Origin of the sequence: Anabaena sp. UHCC 0204 (assembly GCF_009711975.1) — a bacterium.
GTDB lineage: Bacteria > Cyanobacteriota > Cyanobacteriia > Cyanobacteriales > Nostocaceae > Dolichospermum.
The window spans coordinates 88,808-110,953 of record NZ_VIKW01000082.1 but is presented as its reverse complement, the minus strand read 5'-3'; the positions used below and the strand labels follow the sequence as shown (position 1 = coordinate 110,953).

The window sequence follows — 22,146 nt, the reverse complement described above, 5'->3', positions numbered from 1 at the left end:
CATAGTGTGGACTTTGTTCGTGTAGTAGCGACTTCTAGTCGCCAATAACTACTTCCCTTCCTCTTGTCTTTTTTCAATTTCCGCAGGAGAAATCATATTATTGATTGTTTCCACATCTGCCATCATCAAAATAATACCTTCAGCTTTGTCGCTAATTAGGGGACTGAAAGCAATATAACATTGAATTTGTTTACCGCGACGATTGGTAGCATCAAGGAGTATTTCCTGGAATTTTTTTCTCCCAGATAGAATATCACGCATCGGAGTTCGTAATTGTTCTACAGGTAAACCTATATCCAAACTAAACCAAGACCTATTGATTGCTTCTTCACTCCGTAAACCCCACAAATTTTCAACTGTATGATTCCAAATTAAAATCTTAAAACTACTATCCATAACTACTATTCCCATTTGCAGACTTCCTAAAATGGAAGCGAGAAGGGTATTGCTATGGTTTAGATCATAGGTGCGATCGCATAATTCATAATTGATTGTTTGTAACTCCCTATTCGCTGATTGAAGTTCTTCATTCATTGTTTCCATTTCTTGATTTGTTGATTGAAGTTCTTCATTCATTGTCTCTAATTCTTCATTAGTAGATTGCAATTCTTCATTAGTTGTTTCTAATTCTTCATTAGTAGATTGTAATTCTTCGTTAGTTGTTTCTACTTCTTGTCGAGAACGTAGTAGTGCGGCTTGGAGTTTCATGTATCGGGTGACATCATTAAAAGCAACTGTCACACCGATAATCATTTTCTCCGCATCTTGTAAGGGAATAATCCGCATATCCAAATATTGAGTTTCTGAATTAGGTAAATAACGTTCAACATGGGTGAGTGTAATAATACGATGTTCATTATATGCCTGATCAATGAGCGATCGCAATTCTACCGGTCTATAGGATAATTCCAAATCCTGAAAAGGACGGTTTAAATCCTTAAATGTTAGGCCAAATAGATTCCGTGCTTGTTCATTAATCATTATTAATACCCCTTCAGTATCAATAACAATTTGGGCGGTAGATGCTGTATCAAAAGCTAATTCCCTAATCAATATTTCCTGATTGATACCATTGGGTGATTCATAATCTCGTGAACTGATGATAAATCTTTGGCGATTGCGTGTTTTCTCGAAAGAAATCTTCCGGAATATCCGATTTTTTAAATCCGTAGGTATAAATAAATTGGAGTGGATCACTAATATTTCTGCTTTTCCTAAAAACAGATACCCATTATCATTAATAGCAAAATGAAACCGATTGATAATCTGCCCTTGTGTTTCCGAATTAAAATACATTAACGTATTCCGACAAACCAATAAATCTAAACGAGAAATTGGCGCATCCTGAAGTAAATCATGACGACCAAAAATGATACAACGGCGCAAATCTTGGCGAAAAACATAACTGTTACCTACTAGGTCAAAATATTTCTCGCGCAGTTCTGATGGGACTGTATGAATATTTTTGGCTGAATAAACAGCTTGACGAGCTTGCTTCAGAGCTTCTTCATCTACATCTGTAGCATAGATTTTTACTCGGCGACAAAATTCCTCTATTCCCAATATTTCCGCTATCACTATTGCTAAAGTACACGCTTCTTCTCCAGAAGCACAACCAGCACTCCACATTCTAATTTGTTCATTTTTTTGTTTATTGTTAATGATATTAGGGATAACTTCCGTAGCTAAATATTCCCAAGCTGAAGTATCTCGAAAAAAAGCAGTCACATTAATTAAAATATTATTAAATAGCTCTTTGAATTCATCTGGATGAACTTCTAAATAATCTTGATAATTTGTAAACTTATCTATATTTAAAGACTGCATCCGTTTACTAACACGACGCATCAAACTGGAACGTTTATAACCTGTAAAATCAAAACTTCTATTGCTTCTCAAATATTTTAGGAGATGTTCAAAGTCAAGGTCTTGATCTGAATTATTCATAAGAATACACGGTAATTTCGTTGGTAGATGAACTAAAATTCGCACCGCAACTTTCAATAGAAACATATTTTAGGGATTCAGGTAAAATTAATTACACCCATTTTGCATTCCCTGTTTCTACTCCTTGTCCGACTACTTAATATACATAAATATATTAACTCTATGACACCATTTTTTATAGTCAACTTCAAAATTTTTGGTGTTAAATATTTACGAGAGAGATATAAATCGCTGTAGTATATTATAGCCAGTGATATTTAATTTAAAAGCTTATCTAATCTGCTCTTATAATTTTGAATTTCGCCCTGTGGTACTAACTATGAGGCGTAATTAAAGTTACTAAGGTGGGAGCAATTTCTTTCAAAGGTAGTATAAAATCTACATCTCCAGTATTAATTGCGGCAGATGGCATTCCTGTAAATTCAGCAGTTTTTTCATCTTGGACAATTACCGTACCACCCATTTTTTTAACTGCTACTACTCCCATTGATCCATCTTGACCAGTACCAGTTAGCACAATAGCGATCGCTCTTTTTTTGTAACTTGCTGCTACAGATTCAAACAATAAATCAGCCGCAGGACGGAGAAAATGCACTCTTTCTGACTGAGACAATGAAATATTACCATCACTATTAACTAACAAGTGATTATCAGGAGGAGCAAGATAAACAACCCCTGGAGTCAGTATATCTCCTTCCTTAGCCTGTTTTACTTTTAGTGAAATCCGACGGTTCAGGATATCTGCCATGAGTGATGGATGATTGGGATCTAAGTGTTGAACAACAACAATTGCTGCCCTAAAATCAGCAGGTAAATTAGCCAGCACCTCAATTAATGCCGCTAATCCACCAGCGGAAGCTGCTAATGCTACAACATCAAAATTAGAAATAACTGGCATATTATTTGCCTTAAAAATTATAATTTCCCCCACTTTGAAAATATCAAACTTTTCAATTTATTCCATACACCCATTGACGGATAGTAATTTCACAGTTGGGAGAATTTAAGTAGGTAGGTGGGAAAACTTATAACTATGTCATTGCGAGTGGAACGAAGCAATCCCAAGAGTTTTGGGTAATTTACAGTTCGTTACATAGTTGGGTTAATTAGCATCTACCTACTTAGGTTGGTAATGGGTGATTGGTAATTGGGGTATTGCTGATTTTAGGGATGAAAATAATTTTGCATACGTTCAAGACCTTTGTAGCGCCGAGAATTCCTACCCATGGAACGTCTCTACCTCCAAAAATCATCCGCTAATTCAGCAACGCCCATAACTCAAATAAGATTGCTATAGCAACTTACCTTAATTATTTTATTGTTCGGCTTCCAAAGTTTTTTTTGCTTCCCACAATCGCTGCTTATATTCCTCACTAACTTGAGGGTATTGCAAATTTAATTCCTGTAATTTTGTGCAAATAATATCCGCGACTATTAACCTTGTAAACCATTTTCGATCAGCCGGCACAATATACCAGGGAGCAAATTCTGTACTTGTGTGATTGAAAACTTGCTCATAAGCATCCATATAATTATCCCAAAAACCTCTTTCTTTCACATCACTAGCAGAAAATTTCCAATGTTTTTCCGGAGATTCAATCCTTTGTAAAAACCGCTTTTTTTGCATTGATTTTGAGACATTCAGAAAAAACTTGAGAACAATCACCCCATTATTTACCAAATATTTTTCAAAATTATTAATTTCTTCAAATCGCTGTTTCCATATCTGATTACCTTGAGGAAATTTAGGTAATTGTTGCTTTTTAAGAATTTCTGGATGCACACGCACTATGAGTAATTCTTCATAGTATGAACGATTAAAAATCCCAATTCTCCCCCTTTCTGGTAAAGCCTTCATCGAACGCCATAAATAATCATGATCTAATTCTTCCTCACTAGGTGATTTAAAACTAAATACCTGACATCCTTGGGGATTTACCCCAGACATAACGTGCTTAATGGTACTATCTTTACCAGCAGCATCCATTGCTTGAAAAATAATTAGCAAAGAATAGCTATTTTGAGCATAGAGAATATCTTGATATTCAGCTAGTTTTGAAATACCTGCTTTTAATTTTTTAACTGCATCAGTTTTTTGGTGAAACTCACATTTATAAGCTGGGTTATAGTCTTTTTGTAAAGAAATCTGAGAACCTGGTTTGACAATATAAGGATCATGATTCATTTAAAAATATAGCACTCCTATAGAATTTGGTAATTAGTCAGTTGTCAGTTGTCAGTTGTCAGTTGTCAGTTGTCAGTTGTTAGTTGTTAAGAAGTTTTCCCTGTTCCCTGTTCCCTGTTCCCTTATCCCAACGACAATTTTTAACGCTCACCTACTTACTATCTTTCTAAAAAACAGAAGATTGCAATTTTTCTAATTTTGTTAAAACTTCCGTACTGTGAATACTAGGATTAACTTTTACAAAAATTTCTCGCAATATTCCTTGAGGATCAATAATAAAACTATGACGCATAGATACATAACCTATCCAAGAACCATAAGCTTTACTAACTTCACCTTTGGTATCAGCTAATAACGGAAATTTTAGCCCCTCAGAATCACAGAATTCAGCATGGGAATCAACATCATCAACACTAATACCAATAATCTCCGTATTTTTCTCTATATATTTGGGTAAATCTTGCTGAAAACGTCTTGCTTCAATTGTACAACCAGAGGTAAAGTCTTGGGGATAGAAATAAACAACTACCCACTTACCACGGAAATCAGTCAGGGAAATTTTACCATTACCTGTATTAGTTGGTAAGGTAAATTCAGGAGCAGGTTGATTAATTGCGGGTAGTTTACCACCTAAAGCTTGAGCATCAGGGATAAAATTCAACCAATTAATAACAGCCAAACAAGTGGCAAATAAAATGCTAATAAAAGTGCGGCGGAAAATCATCGTCTTGAGTTGTTAAGAGTCGTAGGGGCGAAGCATTCGGAAAATAACTTTGGGAAAAAACCGATAATTTATCACCCGAATGCTTCGCCCGTACAATTGTCAATTATTAATATAGCCCGTATCGTGATGACAGGAAATACTGACTCATCATCTGTTTTTTTTTGGATAATAGCATTTTATTGGATATAAGAGTATTTTTAAAGTTTCTAATAAAAATCAGTCAGTATTAAATAAATAAAGTCCGCCTGGGCGGACTAATACAAAATCAATGGTTTACAACCCACCTGCGTGAGTTTTACATATTTAACAGCAAACTCTTGAAAAAGCGATCGCCCAGGCGTTGCTGAATTGAGGTATGAAATTCCGGCGTTGCTGAATTAGGGTATGAAATTCAAAAATCAATGATTTCAAACTCTTACTCTCTGTAGACTCTGCGCCTCTGCGTGAAACAAAATCATACTCTTAATCAGCAACACCGAAATTCCTAAATTGAATCTTTAAAACTCTTACCTTTGCGCCTTTGCGCCTTTGCGTGAGACTAAAATTCATACCGTTAATCAGCAACGCCATCGCCCACAATCACACAATCGTGTTAATTCCCTAGCGTCTTCTCTCACTTAATCGTTGATCATTGCGATTAATGTCTAATTCCTCACGACGAATAGTATCTTCGGCTTCAACTGTATCCTGTTCAACTATTTTCTGAATTTTCACTTCCTCACGCACAACCGCTTCTTTATGAATCTGAGGAGTTTCTTCATAAATCCCCATACGAGCAACTTCTCCTTCATTGAAGTTAGCATCACCAGGTAATACAGTTCTCGTAGTCTGCGTTGGAGTAGTGTGTTCAATAACTATGCGTTCTTTTTCAACTGGTACAGAAACTCTTGCTGTATCAGTTTCCACGTGTTTGCCAATAGATACTTCTCCTTTTTTAACACGAGATTTAGTGGCAACTAAACGTTCTTCGTATAGTTTGAGGTTTTGGTGATCCTGCTCATTTGTATCGTAAAGATTTGGCTCACGTTCATACCTGTAATTATGACGTTCAGGAGCTACTCTTGGTTGGCGATCGCGATCGCTACGGATACGTTCATGAGAAACCGGTGGAGCATCTAAAGGTGTTGATGTTTCTAAGGTTTCTTGTCTTATTTGTGGGCTATAAACTCCCCGCACCCGTTCCTCATAGTCGTTATCAATTTGTTCCAAATCATGAAAATCTGGTAAATTTTCTACTTGCTCCTTCGTCAGCCCATGAGCATACACGCGCCGATTATTGTAGTCAATTCGGGAACGCCCAATTGGTAATAAGACTTGTCTACCAAAGAACCAAAAACCTGTATCAACTACTAAATAACGGAAACGACCTGAATCATCAACCAAGATGTGTTTGACAGTGCCAACTTTATCATCATCTATGTCTGAATAAACATCAAAATTCTTGATGTCGTCATGGTGATCAAACTCAGTATTTCCATAGTGAGAAGCAAAATCTTCTAATTTGTATAAAGCCATATTATTTTACTCCCAAACCTATATTTACAATGCTAAATCCTTATGCTTATCCTCCTTCCATCTGAAGAGTGATATAGGAATCAAATTTAACTCGTGTTAGCTAGAAACTATGGACTGAGACTATACCTTATGGTCTAGCTCATCTGGTTTTCCAAAAATTAAATACTAGGACAATTGAGTGCAGTTATTGAATATTTTGATCGTTAATAGGAGTGCGAACAATATACTGATTGGCTGGTAAATTCTCTGCTAGAGGTTCTATTTTATTTTTGGCAACCAAAGTTTGATAAACTAAAGCTGTAATTTCTCCTCTACTTGCAGGTTTAGTGGGATTCAAAACCTCAGAATTTGGATAGTTAACCACTATATTTTTTTTTGTTGCTGTTGCTACATCTCCAATTGCATATTTTGGAATTTTATTGGCATCGGCGTAAGTGTTAGTAATAATAAATGATGCAGGACGCTGAAGAGTTACAGCCTGTTGATCAGTGGTAGCAGGAGTAACTGTATTAGCTGCTATAGCTGGGGCTTTTGATATTAATAAAGGCTGCATTAAAGGAGTAAATCCCAGCGGCATAAAAATGCGTCTTTTCAAAGCTTTTTGGGGAAATCCTCTCTGGGCAACTGGGGGAACAATAGCTGCTGATGTATCAGGAGTTAGATTCAGACCTTTGTTTAAAGCAACTATAGCTTCAACCTTAGAAACGGGTTGATTAGGACGGAAATAGCCACCAGGATAACCCGTCATAAATCCTTGCTGATAGGCTTCTTCAATGGGACGAACAGCCCAATGATTAGCAGGAACATCTTTATAGACAGCACCACTTTCGATCTGACGAATTGGTGGTTGATCAAAAGCTTTACGAATAATTGCTGCAAACTCATCTCGATTGATTGGCTGTTCTGGACGAAATGTACCATCAGGATATCCAACTACAATATTTCTGGCCGCTAAACCCTGAATAAATGGTTGCGCCCAGTAATTAGATGGAACGTCACTAAAGGTAGTTACAGGTGAAGATTGGGCAGAGGTTTCTAATGCTCCAACTGCCAATACTACCAAATTTAAAGTTAGTAAAGATATTCCTACTGATGCTAACTTATTTAACTGAGTCATTATCAATGCCTCCTGTTTTTTTAAGTATTTTCTTTTATTATATTTCAATAAATATTAGGCAATAGTGAATTTCTCCAATAAATAACTTGCTATCAATAGAAAATCTTCCCAAAGGACGAAATGAATTATTACTTGAGATGTAGTCAAAACAATATTTCAATTTTCCATAAAATTAGCATAAAAAGCCAATAAATACTAGAATCTCTAAGTTTTTGATATCTAACTTGGCAACTGATCAAAAATAATCAAGTGTTAATTGAGGATGAATTGTTTTTGTAAAAATATATCTTGCGGTAGTAGAGCGATCGCCTGCAAAAGGAAGATGGTTATCAATGATTCATTGATAATTGGATAGTTTGGTTAAAAAATTCTCTTTTGTCAGAGAAAGATCCAGAAAAAGTTTTTCTTACTTTCAATGAGAAATATCAAAATCAATAAACTTTGGGATAGCCTCCACTCTAGCTACTGGTTCATACCAGCAGTTATGGCAATGGTAGCTACCGCTTTAGCCTTAATAATGCTCAATGTTGACCGTAAAGACCAAATAGATATTGATTATTGGTGGATTTACACTGGTGGAGCAGATGGAGCGCGATCGCTCTTGGAAGCTGTTGCTGGTTCAATGATGAGTGTTGCTGCTACAGCTTTTTCAATTACAATTGTAGCCCTTCAACTGGCTGCTTCTAATTTTGGACCCCGACTGCTGCGTAATTTTATGCAGGATACAGGAAATCAAGTTGTCCTTGGCACATTTATTAGTACGTTTATTTACTGCTTGCTCGTACTGCGGACAATTCGTGGAGAAGGAGATGGATATAGCCAATTTGTACCCCAAATTTCAGTAACAATTGGCATTTTACTGGCAATTATTAGTATTGGCGTTTTAATTTATTTTATTCATCATGCTTCAACAATAATTCAAGCATCTCACGTAATTCAAAATGTGAGTACAGATTTACATTCAACAATTAAACGACTATTTCCCGAAAAAATAGGTCATGATGAACCAGAACACAAACAAGGAGTAGCAGAAATTCCTATCTCTTTTGAACAGGAATCTGTACCAATTCGAGCTAATAGCACTGGTTATTTACAAGCTATTGATGACGAAGAATTGATCAAAATCACTGCTAAGTATAATTTACTGGTACGCCTTCAAACTCGGCCAGGAAAATTTGTCGTTCAAGGTAGTGATTTAATCTGGGTTTTTCCTAGTGAAAAAGTCAATAAAAAACTTACACAAAAAATCAATGATGCCTTTATTTTCGGCAAAGAACGGACAGAACAACAGGATGTAGAATTTCCCATCAATCAGTTAGTAGAAATTGCCTTACGTGCTATCTCTCCGGCTGTAAATGACCCATTTACAGCAATTCGCTGTATTGACCAATTAAGTTCTGGATTCTGTCACCTTGTGCAGAGAAATTTCCCTTCATCTTATCGCTACGACAAAAATAATAAACTGCGCGTAATCGCTGAAGGTGTAAAGTTTCCGGGATTAGTGGATGCTGCTTTTGACCAAATTCGCCATTATGGCCGGTGTGATATGACAGTGACTATTCATTTATTAGCAGCTATAGCTTTAATTGCTACTTATACTAACAATTCTAAATATCAAGCTGTTCTCCGGCATCATGCTGACATGATTTTACAAGAAAGCCGTGAGGGACTTTCACAAGCACAAGGTTACAAAGATGTGGAAAAACAATATTACCAAGTCATGAAAACTTTAAACAACAATAACAATATTCAATCTTGGGAATAAGTTTGCCCCCTCAAGCAAAATTGTTATTAGTAGGAGGTGAAAATGCGTCAACTCATTATCCAAGTACCACGCGGCAACGGAAAAGCTGTTATTGACATTGCTATATCTCATAACGGTGCAAATCTGGCACAGTTTGAAGGGAATGCAGATGAACCAATTGATCTAGTCATGGTTCACATCTCTAATCAAAAGGTTGGGGAATTTGTAGAGCAGTTGCAAGACTTACCTAAAGTTCACATCTCACTTATCCCCACTGGTGTAATCGCACTGCAACCACCAGCTTCAGAAGCACCGCAGCAGGTTGTGGATGTAGAGGAACGCAGTCCGATTGAGATTTTTCTCTCTGGTTTGCAAAGTGTTGGCTCATGGCGGGGCTTTCTTGGTTATGCCGCACTGGCAGGTTTTGTGGTCTGGATTGGCTTGTATACTAATACAACTTACTTACTGGTGGCGGCAATGCTGATTGCACCTTTTGCCGGACCAGCAATGAATACAGCCATTGCTACTGCATGGGGCGATCGCCCACTCTTAGGGAGGAGTATTTTCAGATACTTTGCAGCTTTAGCAGTGACTATTTTCACTACTTGGTTACTTAGCCTGATATTACAGCAAGAAATTCCTACAAGTTTAATGCTAGATAATAGCCAAATTTCGGCAGTAGCAGTGATTTTACCATTGGCAGCCGGAGCAGCAGGGGCGCTGAATTTAGTGCAGTCAGAACGGAGCAGTTTAGTATCTGGGGCAGCTACAGGAATGTTAGTTGCTGCTTCATTAGCTCCACCAGCGGGAATTATCGGTATGTCCAGTGCAATTGGCAGATGGGACATGGTAATTTCGGGGCTGTTTTTACTGTTTTTGCAACTATGCGGCATTAATTTATCGGCTGCCCTTTTGTTCCGAATTTTTGGGTTATCGGCTCAAGGAACTCGTTATCAGCGTGGTAAACAAAAAGTATTCTTTTCTGCCTTGGTGATCACTATCATGGTTTTAGCAGGTTTGCTGACTTGGCAATTTATCAATTCGCCAAATCTCCAACGTTCTAGTCTTGCCCAACGTGCCAATGCTGAAGTCCAAAAAACTGTAGAACAAGTTGGTTTAGCAAAATTAATTGAGTCGAATGTACGCTTTACACGCTCCAATATTGTTGGACAGGATACCCTCCTTTGTGTTATTTACGTGCAGCGTCAACCCCAAGTTACAGCATCTAATCAAGAAATCAGCGATCGCCTGACCCAATCAATTCAAACCCATTTATTAAAACAAAATTTTAACGTCACACCTTTAGTTGATGTCAACGTTTTAGAAACTCCTACTTTTAGTAAAAATTCAACAATGGAAAATAGTGGATGAGGGTAGATTAATGCCATATATTAGTAATATGTGGCATTACCGGAAAAAAGTGGCACAATAAAGAATAATATGAATGAACTATCCAAATCTGTAGCAGTCCATCTTGGTCCCCAGGGGCGTTTAGTGATTCCAGCCGCTTTAAGGCGATCGCTGGGTTTTGAACCAGGTGATGCTCTGATTGCTCGTGAGGAAGACGGGCGGCTGGTACTAGAGAAGGCAGAAACGATTAAGTTGCGGCTGAAAGCTCGGTTCTCACAAGTGCCAAAGCACAGAAGTTTGGTAGATTAATTAATCGCGGAACGCCGTGAAGAAGCAAAAAGGGTTAGCACATTCATTTCCCAGCTTTCACACCGCTAATTTTCAAAACATCAGTCATCGTTGCACAGTAATTTGGTAAATTAAAACTGCTAGGATTAATGGCATTAGCATAGCGAAAATGCCGATAATTCATACAGAATCTATCCCATGCAGCCATTTGAATACTAAATAATTTAATAATCACATTAGCTAAACCTAAAGATATAGGAATGCGGAAATAAATCTTTTTCCGGAAATAAGTGCAAACTTCTTCAATGGCTTGATTAGCAGTTAATGCCGATTGACCTAAAACAAATCTTCTTGGATCTCCTGGTTGTGGTGGATAATCAATTAAATATTGGACAACTGTGGCAATATCTTGGCCATGAATAAAGTGAAAACTGCCATCTGCTTTTAAAAAACGGATAATATTAATATATTTGGTAACTTCGGGAATACCAGATGTGAGATGAGAATAGGGTTTTGTATCATCACCACCTAAAACTAAGGTGGGAAAAACAGTAGTAATTTTAGGAAAAATGGTTAATTTTTCAATTTGATGTAAACAATCATATTTAGAACGGATATAATCTGTGCCGATTTCTCCTGCTTGTTTGAGTGGTTGATTATCATGATTTAAAACACTCGCAGTAGAAAAATAAATTACCTGCTCACATCTTTCTGGATTTAATAAACTCATTAATTCTAGAGTTTTAAAGACATTGATATCAAAAATGCCCTCACCACCCCAGGAAGTGGCTGTTAAAACAGCAGTATCAATGGTTTTGAGTAAATTAGAGAATTTACTAATTTCCTGCATATCGCCCTGCAAAATGGTGATGCCGGGACGGGCTGTAGTATCAACTTGTAGTTTGCTGGGGTTTCTAACTAATAGATAAAGTTCGTGATTGGTGTTTTGAATTAAGGCTTCGCTGATATAGTGACCGATACAGCCACTTGCACCTGTAACTAAAATCCGTTTTGTAGTCATGAAATTTGATGTTGGGGTTTTTGGGAATGGTTGATAACGGTGTATAATTATAACATAATTATAGTTTTGTTTTTCCTTGAGGAGATAGATCCCCGACTTCTGAGATCAATTTGTAATTTTTGGACACAATAAATAAAAGAAGTTGGGGATCTAAGGGACGTACAAAAACCCAAACATTGACAACACAATGCAACTGCATTACCTTAAAAATAAAGAATAAACCTCAAAATTGTTATGGTTGTCAAATCCACACCATCCTCAGAGTCCACCCTAACCGACAGATATCAAACCACAATACCCGAACCCGTGCGTAAAGCTCTAGGCTTGGGTAAACGTGATAAAATTCGCTATGTGATTCAACCTGACGGTAAAGTAGTTATTTCTCGCGCTGATCAACAAGAAGAAGATCCGATCCTGTGGGAATTTTTAAACTTTATCGCCAAGGACATCCAAAAAAATCCTCAGCATCTACAACCAATTAAAGCAGAATTAGTAAACCGTATTCAATCCTTAGTTGCTGATGTAGAAATTGATCTGGATGCACCACTATCAGACGAGGATGAGTAAAATTGTCTGAAAATCAACCTTTAAAAATTAATGGATGGACTATATTTGCTCATTCCTTGTTTCTAGAACATTTAGAAGAACTGAGCATACAGGTAGAAAATTTACGTCAGAAATATCCTCAAGACTACAAACAGAAAAACGCCACAAAACGTCTAGGTGCTATATTCAAACTTGCATTTAATGTCATTCCTCAAGATCCAACATTAAACGATTATCGTCAAGGTACAACATTGGGGGATGAATATAAACACTGGTTTAGAGCTAAATTTTTTCAGCAATACCGATTATTTTTTAGATATCATCAAGAAGGTAAAATCATTGTTTATGCTTGGGTGAATGACGAAAACACCAAGCGAGCATATCAAAGTAAAACCGACGCTTATCGAGTATTCCAAAAAATGCTAGAAAGTGGAAATCCTCCAGATGATTGGAATGATTTACTCAAAGAAGCAGAAAATCAAAATCATCGTTTACAGCAAGTTTTCAAAACAGAAATTTAGAAAAATATTTAAGTCAGAATCAGGATAACCAGGACACCCTTCGGGAAGTCAAAAGTCAAAAGTCAAACATTGAATATCCGCGTTCATCCGCGTTTATCTGCGGTTAATAAAAATCAGGTGGGTAAAAAACCCACCCAATAAACCAGAAACTAAACCAAAGCGTTGAGATTTTTCGCAGTTTCAAAGAAGAAAGCGACATTTTCTTCTGGTGTTTCTGGTAGTACACCATGGCCGAGATTGAGGATGTGTCCCCAGTTGCCGGCTTTGCGAACGGTGTCCAAAACGCGATCGCGGATAAATTCTTTAGAACCAAATAACACACCCGGATCAAGATTACCCTGTACTTTCACGTGCTTACCTAATCTGGCTCTGGCATCTGCCATATCTACTGCCCAGTCTACACTAATGATATCTGCACCAGAAGCAGGCATTCTTTCCAAAAGTCCAGCACTACCTGTCACCAACAAAATTAATGGTGTGTCAGGATGAGTGGCTTTGACTTTCTCAAACACCATTTTTTGATAAGGTAAAGCAAAGGTATCATAATCTTGGGGGCTTAATTGTCCTGCCCAAGAATCGAACATTTGCACCACTTGAGCGCCGCAGTCAATTTGATAGCGCACATAATCAGCGATCGCATCTGCTAATTTAGTTAATAGCTGATGCAGTATAGTCGGATCTGAGAAGGCCATGTTTTTGATAATGGAATAGGTTTTAGAACCTTTACCTTCCACCGCATAAGCCGCTAATGTCCAAGGTGCGCCCACAAAGCCTAACACCGTTGATTGATTGCCTACTTCCTGCCGTAATGCCTGCAAAATCGTTTTGATAAATGGCAGGGATGCTTCTGGATCTAATGGATGCAGGTGATCAACTTGTTCTTTAGTGCGAATGGGCGCGTAAATAATTGGGCCTTTACCTTCCGCAATATCCATGTCAATCCCCATACCTGGTAAGGGGGTAACAATATCGGAAAATAAAATAACTCCATCGGGTTGGAAAGCTCTCCAGGGTTGGAGGGAAACTTCGATCGCTACTTCAGGAATTTCTGAGCGATCGCGGAATGAAGGATATTTTTCCCGCAAATCCCGATAAGCTTTCATATATCGTCCTGCTTGTCGCATCATCCATACAGGGGGACGATCTACTTGTTCACCACGAGCAGCCCGAAGGAGGAGAGGAGCCGTTGAGGAAACACCCATTTAACACTTCATCCTAAGTCACTTTTATATGTCACCATTTAGCTTACCATTCAAAGATTAGCTTTTTCTGAAGATACACTTTTACATAACTTTACAAACTAATTAAGTCTTGCTGTTGCTTCTGTGTTATTGCTAACCAAATAAATTAGTAAAAACAGGTACTTATAAGTGTATACTTTCTGAAGTAGAATTACTCCTAATGTGTAGTTTCTACTCAAAATATCCAAAAAATCATCGAAAATAAATCTTATGACTCTAGAAACTATTCCTTACACATCAGAATATTTTAGTAGTTGGTTCTTTGATACAGATTATAAAACTATAGCGACGACGATTGTAGACATTTTTCAACCGAAAACAGTAGCAGAATTTGGTTGTGGTCCTGGCCATTTGAGTAAAGAACTAGCCAAATTAGGAGTAAAGGTAACAGCAGTTGACGGTTATTCTCAACCTGATTTTTCGGGATTTTCTGTAGAATTCCACACTTTGGATTTGAATGATCCAGACGCGATCGCTAATTTTTTCACTAACAAATCTTTTGATTTATCACTATCTTTAGAAGTAGCTGAACACCTCAACCCAGAAACTTCACCTATTTTAGTACATTGGTTAACTAAAGTTGCTCCAGTTGTCGTATTTTCGGCATCAGTTCCAGCCCAAGAAAGTGACGGACATATTAATTTACGTCCTCGTGAATATTGGCATGACTTATTTACAGAACATAATTTTCTAGTAGGCGATCGTATTCGTGAAAAACTACGTCCTCATCCTGGTGTAGCTCATTGGTATCGCTACAGTGCTTTAGATTATGTTCACGAAAAACATCCATTAGCACCAAAAACTGATGAACTTATTCGTCGTCTAATTGCTTCAGAATCTGCTGCAACTACAGCTTTTTATGAACAGTCTTCTAAGTTATATCTCCTAGAACAAGAAGGGAAGATTAATTAGCATAAATCAAGATTAAAAACACCAGAATTTAGACTTCTGGTGTGGGTTCAAATATTAATTTTGCGCCCAAATTACATCTAACCTTTTTTGAGCCTCTTCTAAAGCAGCTTTTGCCGAAGACTTACCTAATAAGGTGGCTTCTATTGCTCTACCCAAACTGTCAGAAATCCGATTATATCCAGCTACAATTGGTCGAGAACCCGCCACAGGCATTTGTTCCACAAATACCTTTAACCAAGGTTTTGACTGCAAATATGTTTGATATTCCTGACTTTGAATAGATTTAATATTTACAGGTAAAAAACCAGTACCTATACTCCATTCTGTTTGAAATTCCGCACTTAAAACAAATTCTAAAAATTTGAGTGCCGCTTTTTCCTTTTCGGAAGTGGTTTTCATCACATACAAATTTCCAGCACCTATCACCGTCGCGGGAGTAATATTTGCAGGTATTGGAAATACCCCAAAATCAACTTGAGATTTAGTGATATAAGTCCAAGGTCCCGTAATTTGCATAGCTGCACGGCCTGTGAGAAAAGCATCTTCTTCATAACCTCTTTCTGGAGGTGACAAAGCTGCTGAACCATCTTTAATTAAATTTTCCCACAATTCTAAAGCACTAATAGCTTTTGGGTTGTTTAAATCTGGCAGGTTATTACTAATTAATTCACCTTCAGCACTTAATAAAAAAGGAAACCAACTAAAAACAGTCCATTCTCCTTTTCCTAAAGGTAAGACAATTCCATATTGTTCTGGTTGTTTATCACCGTTTTTATCTATTGTCAGTTTTTTAGCAACTTGTCGGAATTCTGCCCAAGTTTTAGGAGTTTCGGTAATTCCCGCTTTTTTAAACAAGTCAGGACGGTAAAAAATACCGATATTGCTAGTATAAAGGGGAATAGACCAGAGATGATCATCTAATTTTAACTCATCCAGGGCATTGGGAATAACTTCAGATTTCACAGGTAATTGATCAAACCAATCATCTAAAGGGACAACTGCCCCCAGTTCTACAAATTGTCCTGTAAGTTGTGGATAAAAATATAAAATATCTGGAGATGAATTACCAACTACAGATGTTAATACTTTTGGCAATTGTTGATCAAGTCCCCCAGCAAAGATAGAGTTAACTTGAATATCAGAATGTTGTTGATTAAACTTATTTACCAGTTTATTAAAAACATCCCGATTGATAGGAGGATTTATCCCTTGCCATAATGTCAGATGAATTACATTATTTTTTGGTAGTAATGTTGTTTGGCAACTAGATGTAAGTACAAGACATAAACAGCAGATTAATCCGATCATTAAAAACCTGTTACCAGAATTAATAACTTGATTAAAATAACTTTTGAAGTTTGCCATAAGTAAGTAGACGAGAATAAATCAAAGTAGATTAAGTAATGTAAAATAGTCTGTAGATAGTTTCGTAGTGAGGACTTCAGTCCTCAAATGAGGAATAAATTCCTCACTACGAACTTTTAATTATTTAGATGCAGAAATCTTCTCTAAAACACTCTTGGTAATGCTTGTTTCTGCCCTGGTATAATTATAGGTTTCTGGTGCAGTTAAGTTGTGAGTTTTAAAGATTTTTTCTGCCCGTTCCCATAAGTCTGTATCTTCACCATAAGCTATATTATTAAATCCTTTTAGTTCAAAGAATACTTTCCGTTTTCCAAAAAATGTTGGACCTAAAACACATTCTTTTAAATTAATGGTTTTTCCTGGTTCATAATAATCAGCAACTAGAATTTCTTCTTCAGAAAAGAAACCACCTTGTAGCAAATCAATTTCTGGATGAGATTTTAGATAACTAAGACGAGATTCTATATGATGAGGTGCATAGGTATCATCACTATCTAAAAATGTAATATATGGACTAAATGAAGCTTGAATACCCACATTTTTAGAATAAGCTAATTTGCGGTTTTTGTGTTTTAGATAACGGATATTTACAGACTTGTGTAAATAAGGATTGACAATTTCAAAGGTATGATCATCACTACCATCATCAACAACTAATAATTCCCAATTTAGAAAAGTTTGATTGATGACACTATCAATACATTGATTTAAATATTGTCCTCGATTATATGTACACAAAATGATGCTAACTTCTGGTTGGATATCAAAATTAATAGGACTCATGGCAATTTTAGAGATGGTGAATTTTATTTCTCAGCGACGATACAGGTAGCTACAGGATAATCGGGATGAAATGCGTCTAGTTCTTCTGCTGTTAGTTCTTCTTGGGCTATGCCATGATAACTAGCAATGACACTAATAGGATTACCATAAACATATAGTTTTTGTTGGGAGAAATTTCTAAATATCCAAGCAAAAGCATCAGGTAAAGGCCGCCAATAATCCATAGGAGTAGCATGAAGTCTGATGGCACTAGGGACCATTGCAAAACATTTTCCACCTGGTTTTAACCACTTCTGGATATTTTCTACTGCTATCCAAGGTGCATAACAATGTTCTAAAACATTAAAAATAATGATCGAATCAAAAGAGTTTGGTTCTACAATTGCTTCTTCATGAACATCTCCCACTATGTCTACTCCTGGTCCTGCTTCTATGTTGAGAATTTTATATGATGTACCAGGATTGACTTGATAAAAGTCTTTGTCTTTTGGTGTTCCTCCTATTTCGAGGATATTACCAAAAATTTGGGGTTGAATTTCTGTCAGAAATTTACTGAGATAATATCTATCTACAGGTGTTCCTCTTGTTAAACCAAAGGCTTGACAAATAGGGACGGTTTTCTTTAAATCTCCCCAATTAATAGTATGAGGTGCTAGTGATAATAGACCTAGTTTTTCTAAATGTTCTACTATTTTCTGGAAGTCTTCTAAATTTTTAATAGCTGCTAAATCATCTTCTAGGGATATTTGAGAAAACAGTTTTTGCAGAACTTGGTAATTTTCTCTACTTAATTCTCCTAGTTCAAACTGCATTTCTTGTTCGATAAAGCTGCGAAAGCCTTTACCAAAGATTGTTAAACTCCCATTGGCTAAAAATATTATCGCTTCGGCAATTAGCTGTTCATATTTATTTAATTCTTGAATAACATGATCTTGAATGGGTGCAAATTGAATTTTTTGAAATTCTTGATAAGCTGTTTCTAAATAATGCTGATGAACAAATATTTCCAGGATAGTTAACCAAGATTTTTTCGTAATAGTTTCGGCTGTGCGTTGACTCCAAGCAAAAATCGCATATAGTTTATCATCTTCTATCTTCAAAAAAGCGTTGGGAATATATTGTTTAGTCATAAAATCCAAATTTTTATAGTTGATTATGGTTGTATTTCTAATGTACCTGATTCTGCATCTAAGCTGGCTATGACACCGACAGGTAAGGCTATATTCGGGCTATCATGACCAAAGGGTAAATCCGAGAGAATGGGAATACCTAAATCACCTAAGCGATCGCGCAAAACTTCCTCTATACTCAAACTTGGTATATTCGGAGGTGCGTCACACTTAGTAAAACCGCCCAAAGCGATCGCGCAGACTTTAGATAAAGCCCCACTAGCACGCCATTGAGTTAACATTCTATCAATGCGATAGGGTGGTTCTGTCACATCTTCCAATGCTAATATTACACCATCAAGGTTAGGTAAAAGTGGTGTACCTAAAAGATGAGTTGCTACTGTGAGATTACCAGGAAGTAGCACACCTGTAACTTGACCACCACCCCAACCTTTACCCTTTAAAGGTGCGATCGCCCGACCTTCTACTATGTCCAATAGCCGCTGTATTGACCATTCTGGCTCATTGGCTAAGGTAGTGAGGACAGGTCCATGAACACCGGAAATTCCGGCATTATAGAGACTCCATAACAGGGCTGTGATATCAGAAAAGCCGATTAACCATTTAGGTGTAATTGTATTTTCTGGCCAACTCCAGTCTTCTAAAATGCGGGTGCTACCAAAACCACCCCTCGCGCAGATGATCCCACGACATTCGGGATCATGCCATGCTGCTGCTAACTGTTGACGACGATGTTCATCTGTACCAGCCAGATAACCATGTCTACTGTCTAGGCGATCGCTAATTTGGACGCGGTAGCCGTGCGATCGCCAAATTTCCACACCTTGATTAAAAGCCTCCAATTCCCGTACTGCACCACTAGGGGCGATGACGCGGAGTAAATCACCAGGTTTGAGGGGTGGGGGTAAGATAGGGGCTGACATCAACAGAAAATGTAAATAATGGTGATCATATAGGCCGATTGTCGCTATTTTTATGCTTAATTTTCCGTGAATCTCTGTTGATCTGGAACAACACGCAAACGATTGATTTGATTTAAAGCATACCTAGCAGTTGCTTGTACTTCCGGATCTGTATCTTCTAAAGCATGGCGTAAAATTTGACTCATTTGTGCCATCATGTCATACAGCCGCACTAAATCACGAATTGCATTTTGGCGGACTTGGGGATTTTCACTCTGGATTGATAAGGCTAAAGCCCGGTTCATTGGTTTGAGTGTGCGAATCCCAATTTCTGCCAAAGCTGACAAAATTAACCCATTTTGTTGAGAATCTGCACTCATCAACAATTCTACTAGGGGTTGAACTGCCCGCGAGTCACCTTTTTGACCTATATTCCAAATTGCTTTTCGTCTTTTTGTCGCATCATCACTCTGTAACTCTTCCATGAATGTATCAAAGAAACTGATTGTAGGCAGGGTAGAGTTTTGTGGTTTTAGAATTAATTCTGGGGAATTTAGGGAATGTAATGAGGGAAGTGTTGGTGCAGGGTTTAAAAAATATTTGGGATGATTTTGACTAGATGCACTCAAAAGTGGATTTTCTAAATTTTCTGATTCTAGAACTGGTTTTGTATCTCCTAACTTCTGAATCAGATAATAAAATAGGCATAGACTTCCTAAAATTCCCACACTGATTAATCTCAACCATAAGGTATACTCTGTTTGAGGTTGTGATTGAGTATTTTCTGGGTTACTAACAATAGAAGAAACGTTACAGTTAGTTTTCTCTACTAAAACATTTTTGAGATCCTGTCTCGTCGCCCAATCAGCAATACCATCTGCTCTTTTTAATCCTTTTTGTTGCTGAAACTGTGCTACAGCATTTTGGGTGCTAGATCCGTATTCTCCATCTATGATGCCATTGTAGTAACCTAATGCTTTTAGTTGCACTTGGATAACTTGAACTTCTGGATCTTTAGTGCCAGGAGTGAGAATAGTGACTGGGGTAGGTGCTGGGTTAGTTGTCGCAGCCATGATGCGACTAGGATATGAACTCAGACAAATACAAGATGTTAATATTAGGATGGAATTGGTAATGGGTAATTGGTACTTATCCCTCATTTTTCTCATCTCTAGGTGACTTGGTTATTTCTGAATTTCTTGTTTTTTAAAAGCGGATACTTCTAAAACTAATGATTGTTCTGGAGTATTTGTTTCTGTGATAGTAATTGTTTGATTTGTTCTTCCCAGGGTTTCCCGCTGGTTAATTAAATAAATACTAATTAAGGTGAGAAAAACTCCTAGCCATTGGATAGTTGTCAGGATTTCTGAGAGGAAAATATAGCCGAATATTAAAGCAAAAATGGGTGTAAGGAAAGTGAGAGAACTTAAACTGGTGAGATTTCCACTAGAAGCAAAGTAGAAAAATAAACCATAAGCGATCGCACTGCCAAATACAGTAGCATATCCTAAAGCTATCCAGTCTGATGGCACAAGATTTTGCCACTGTTGGGTTTCTACAACTGAAGAAATTCCCCACAAAGGCAACCCAGCGATAATCATGTGCCATCCTGTTGCTGTTACTGGATCTGCATATCTGCATACAAACCTAATTAATACAGTCCCCACAGCCATTGATAACGCTGCTAGTAACATTAACCACTCACCACTGGCAAATAACAATTGCCAATTATCTATATTAATAGTCTCTCCTGATTCAAAAAGATGGAAAATCCACTCTTCTGGTAAGCCAATCAGACTAATCCCTGTGACTCCCAAACCTAATCCTAACCATCCCCATAACCCAATATGTTCTTGAAATAGCCAGAGGGAAAGTAACGCTACTGCTAACGGTTGGGAGTCTATCATCACCGAACCTAAGCCGGCATTGGTTCTCACTAAACCCTCTGCTAAAAAGCCTTGAAAGAGAGTACCATCAACTACAGCAAAGATCGTAATCCACAACCATGCTAACCAACTTTGAGGTTGGGGTTTACCCATAAATGCAGCCGCTATCAGAATTAACACCCCCGCAGGTACTAATCTGACTCCGGCCATAAATAGTGGTGTAGTATGGGGAATTACGCCTTTCATGGCCACCATTGCTGTCCCCCAGAGGAAAAAAGGAGCAATTAAAAATAGATAAGCTAAAGGATTTTTAGATCCACTGAGTTGCAGTTGCATGGGCTGATTGTAGTTTTTAGTAAACGGATAGAAAAATTACTTTACCTAATTTTACAGAAACATTGCGTTTTATGTTTATTGTGTAAAATACAGATGATAATGTGTCTGTACCTGTTGTTGGTAATGAAAAATGATTACAACTAAATCTGCTGTTCCCATTAAACCCAGGCAGGAAGATAGCTTTGGGATTACATTAGCACCATTATCTGTAGAAGAGGTATACACTAAAGCAGATCATCCTGCTAATGGTGCAGTGGTGGTGATGAGTGGTATGGTTCGTAATCAAACCGATGGTAAGCCTGTGGTGGCGCTAGAGTATCAAGCTTATGAACCAATGGCTTTACAGGTGTTTTATCAAATCGCTGATGATATTCGTCAGCAATGGCCTATTGTGAATCCTGTGGTGATATATCATCGGATTGGCAGATTATCAGTGGGGGAAATTAGCGTGGTTGTGGCTGTCGGTTGTCCCCATCGTGGTGAGGCTTTTGCAGCTTGTGAGTATGCTATTAATACTCTAAAACACAATGCACCTATTTGGAAAAAGGAACATTGGCAAGATGGTTCTAGTAGTTGGGTAAGTATTGGTATATGTGAACAGGAAATAGGGAACAGGGAACAGGGAATAGGGAA

The 22,146-nt window shown here is 37.5% G+C and carries 21 protein-coding genes; 7 read left to right on the top strand and 14 right to left on the bottom strand.

Annotated elements, in window-relative coordinates; all coding sequences use genetic code 11:
* Nucleotides 1-48: 48 nt before the first annotated feature.
* The 6 genes from FJR04_RS25660 to FJR04_RS25635 form a co-directional block, all read right to left on the bottom strand.
* Nucleotides 49-1,947: a CheR family methyltransferase gene (locus FJR04_RS25660; RefSeq protein WP_168500206.1), complete on the bottom strand. Its 1,899-nt coding sequence runs from the start codon at nucleotides 1,945-1,947 to the stop codon at nucleotides 49-51.
* Nucleotides 1,948-2,260: 313 nt separating this feature from the next.
* A complete protein-coding gene (locus tag FJR04_RS25655) occupies nucleotides 2,261-2,845 on the bottom strand; it encodes a chemotaxis protein CheB (RefSeq protein ID WP_168500204.1) in 585 nt (194 codons plus the stop codon).
* Nucleotides 2,846-3,262: 417 nt separating this feature from the next.
* A complete protein-coding gene (locus FJR04_RS25650; protein WP_168500202.1) occupies nucleotides 3,263-4,132 on the bottom strand; it encodes a polyphosphate kinase 2 family protein in 870 nt (289 codons plus the stop codon).
* A 166-nt stretch (nucleotides 4,133-4,298) separates the two neighbouring features.
* Nucleotides 4,299-4,856: a peroxiredoxin gene (locus FJR04_RS25645; RefSeq protein ID WP_168500200.1), complete on the bottom strand. Its 558-nt coding sequence runs from the start codon at nucleotides 4,854-4,856 to the stop codon at nucleotides 4,299-4,301.
* A 600-nt stretch (nucleotides 4,857-5,456) separates the two neighbouring features.
* A complete protein-coding gene (locus FJR04_RS25640) occupies nucleotides 5,457-6,371 on the bottom strand; it encodes a DUF2382 domain-containing protein (RefSeq protein ID WP_168500197.1) in 915 nt (304 codons plus the stop codon).
* A gap of 184 nt (nucleotides 6,372-6,555) precedes the next feature.
* Complete coding sequence (locus FJR04_RS25635) at nucleotides 6,556-7,488, bottom strand: S-layer homology domain-containing protein (RefSeq protein ID WP_168500195.1); 933 nt, start codon at nucleotides 7,486-7,488, stop codon at nucleotides 6,556-6,558.
* A gap of 415 nt (nucleotides 7,489-7,903) precedes the next feature.
* Between FJR04_RS25635 and FJR04_RS25630 the strand changes: the two genes are divergently transcribed.
* From FJR04_RS25630 to FJR04_RS25620, 3 genes are all read left to right on the top strand, one after another.
* The gene (locus FJR04_RS25630) at nucleotides 7,904-9,253 is read left to right on the top strand and encodes a DUF2254 domain-containing protein (RefSeq protein ID WP_168500193.1); all 1,350 of its coding nucleotides are present in this window, start codon (nucleotides 7,904-7,906) and stop codon (nucleotides 9,251-9,253) included.
* A 42-nt stretch (nucleotides 9,254-9,295) separates the two neighbouring features.
* Complete coding sequence (locus FJR04_RS25625) at nucleotides 9,296-10,603, top strand: DUF389 domain-containing protein (RefSeq protein WP_168500191.1); 1,308 nt, start codon at nucleotides 9,296-9,298, stop codon at nucleotides 10,601-10,603.
* Nucleotides 10,604-10,672: 69 nt separating this feature from the next.
* Nucleotides 10,673-10,891, top strand: coding sequence for an AbrB/MazE/SpoVT family DNA-binding domain-containing protein (locus FJR04_RS25620; RefSeq protein ID WP_168500189.1), 219 nt, complete (start codon nucleotides 10,673-10,675; stop codon nucleotides 10,889-10,891).
* A gap of 43 nt (nucleotides 10,892-10,934) precedes the next feature.
* Here FJR04_RS25620 and FJR04_RS25615 read toward each other — a convergent pair whose 3' ends face one another.
* Complete coding sequence (locus FJR04_RS25615) at nucleotides 10,935-11,891, bottom strand: NAD(P)-dependent oxidoreductase (RefSeq protein ID WP_168500187.1); 957 nt, start codon at nucleotides 11,889-11,891, stop codon at nucleotides 10,935-10,937.
* A gap of 234 nt (nucleotides 11,892-12,125) precedes the next feature.
* Here FJR04_RS25615 and FJR04_RS25610 point away from each other — a divergent pair, with 234 nt between their 5' ends.
* Nucleotides 12,126-12,458: a type II toxin-antitoxin system PrlF family antitoxin gene (locus FJR04_RS25610; protein ID WP_168500185.1), complete on the top strand. Its 333-nt coding sequence runs from the start codon at nucleotides 12,126-12,128 to the stop codon at nucleotides 12,456-12,458.
* Between the two features lie 2 nt (nucleotides 12,459-12,460).
* Nucleotides 12,461-12,958 carry a type II toxin-antitoxin system YhaV family toxin gene (locus FJR04_RS25605; protein WP_168500184.1) on the top strand — a complete coding sequence of 166 codons (498 nt, stop codon included), beginning with the start codon at nucleotides 12,461-12,463 and terminating at the stop codon, nucleotides 12,956-12,958.
* A gap of 149 nt (nucleotides 12,959-13,107) precedes the next feature.
* Here the strand turns inward: FJR04_RS25605 and hemE are convergent, their stop codons facing one another.
* A complete protein-coding gene (hemE, locus tag FJR04_RS25600; protein ID WP_168500182.1) occupies nucleotides 13,108-14,160 on the bottom strand; it encodes a uroporphyrinogen decarboxylase in 1,053 nt (350 codons plus the stop codon).
* A gap of 249 nt (nucleotides 14,161-14,409) precedes the next feature.
* Here hemE and FJR04_RS25595 point away from each other — a divergent pair, with 249 nt between their 5' ends.
* Complete coding sequence (locus tag FJR04_RS25595) at nucleotides 14,410-15,111, top strand: bifunctional 2-polyprenyl-6-hydroxyphenol methylase/3-demethylubiquinol 3-O-methyltransferase UbiG (RefSeq protein ID WP_168500180.1); 702 nt, start codon at nucleotides 14,410-14,412, stop codon at nucleotides 15,109-15,111.
* A 54-nt stretch (nucleotides 15,112-15,165) separates the two neighbouring features.
* Here FJR04_RS25595 and FJR04_RS25590 read toward each other — a convergent pair whose 3' ends face one another.
* From FJR04_RS25590 to FJR04_RS25565, 6 genes are all read right to left on the bottom strand, one after another.
* Entirely contained in the window at nucleotides 15,166-16,419 is a 1,254-nt protein-coding gene (locus tag FJR04_RS25590; RefSeq protein ID WP_254445426.1) for an ABC transporter substrate-binding protein, read from the bottom strand.
* Nucleotides 16,420-16,596: 177 nt separating this feature from the next.
* Nucleotides 16,597-17,259, bottom strand: a complete 663-nt coding sequence (locus FJR04_RS25585; RefSeq protein WP_168500176.1) for a glycosyltransferase family A protein — start codon at nucleotides 17,257-17,259, stop codon at nucleotides 16,597-16,599.
* Between the two features lie 23 nt (nucleotides 17,260-17,282).
* Nucleotides 17,283-18,389, bottom strand: a complete 1,107-nt coding sequence (locus tag FJR04_RS25580) for a methyltransferase domain-containing protein (RefSeq protein WP_168500174.1) — start codon at nucleotides 18,387-18,389, stop codon at nucleotides 17,283-17,285.
* 23 nt (nucleotides 18,390-18,412) lie between these two features.
* Nucleotides 18,413-19,312 (bottom strand): LD-carboxypeptidase, encoded by a 900-nt coding sequence (locus FJR04_RS25575; protein ID WP_168500172.1) that lies wholly within the window; start codon nucleotides 19,310-19,312, stop codon nucleotides 18,413-18,415.
* A 56-nt stretch (nucleotides 19,313-19,368) separates the two neighbouring features.
* Complete coding sequence (locus tag FJR04_RS25570; RefSeq protein ID WP_168500170.1) at nucleotides 19,369-20,451, bottom strand: peptidoglycan-binding protein; 1,083 nt, start codon at nucleotides 20,449-20,451, stop codon at nucleotides 19,369-19,371.
* Nucleotides 20,452-20,475: 24 nt separating this feature from the next.
* A complete protein-coding gene (locus tag FJR04_RS25565) occupies nucleotides 20,476-21,513 on the bottom strand; it encodes a DMT family transporter (RefSeq protein WP_168500168.1) in 1,038 nt (345 codons plus the stop codon).
* 130 nt (nucleotides 21,514-21,643) lie between these two features.
* Between FJR04_RS25565 and FJR04_RS25560 the strand changes: the two genes are divergently transcribed.
* On the top strand, nucleotides 21,644-22,146 hold a 503-nt coding region (locus tag FJR04_RS25560; protein ID WP_168500165.1), incomplete at its 3' end, for a molybdenum cofactor biosynthesis protein MoaE.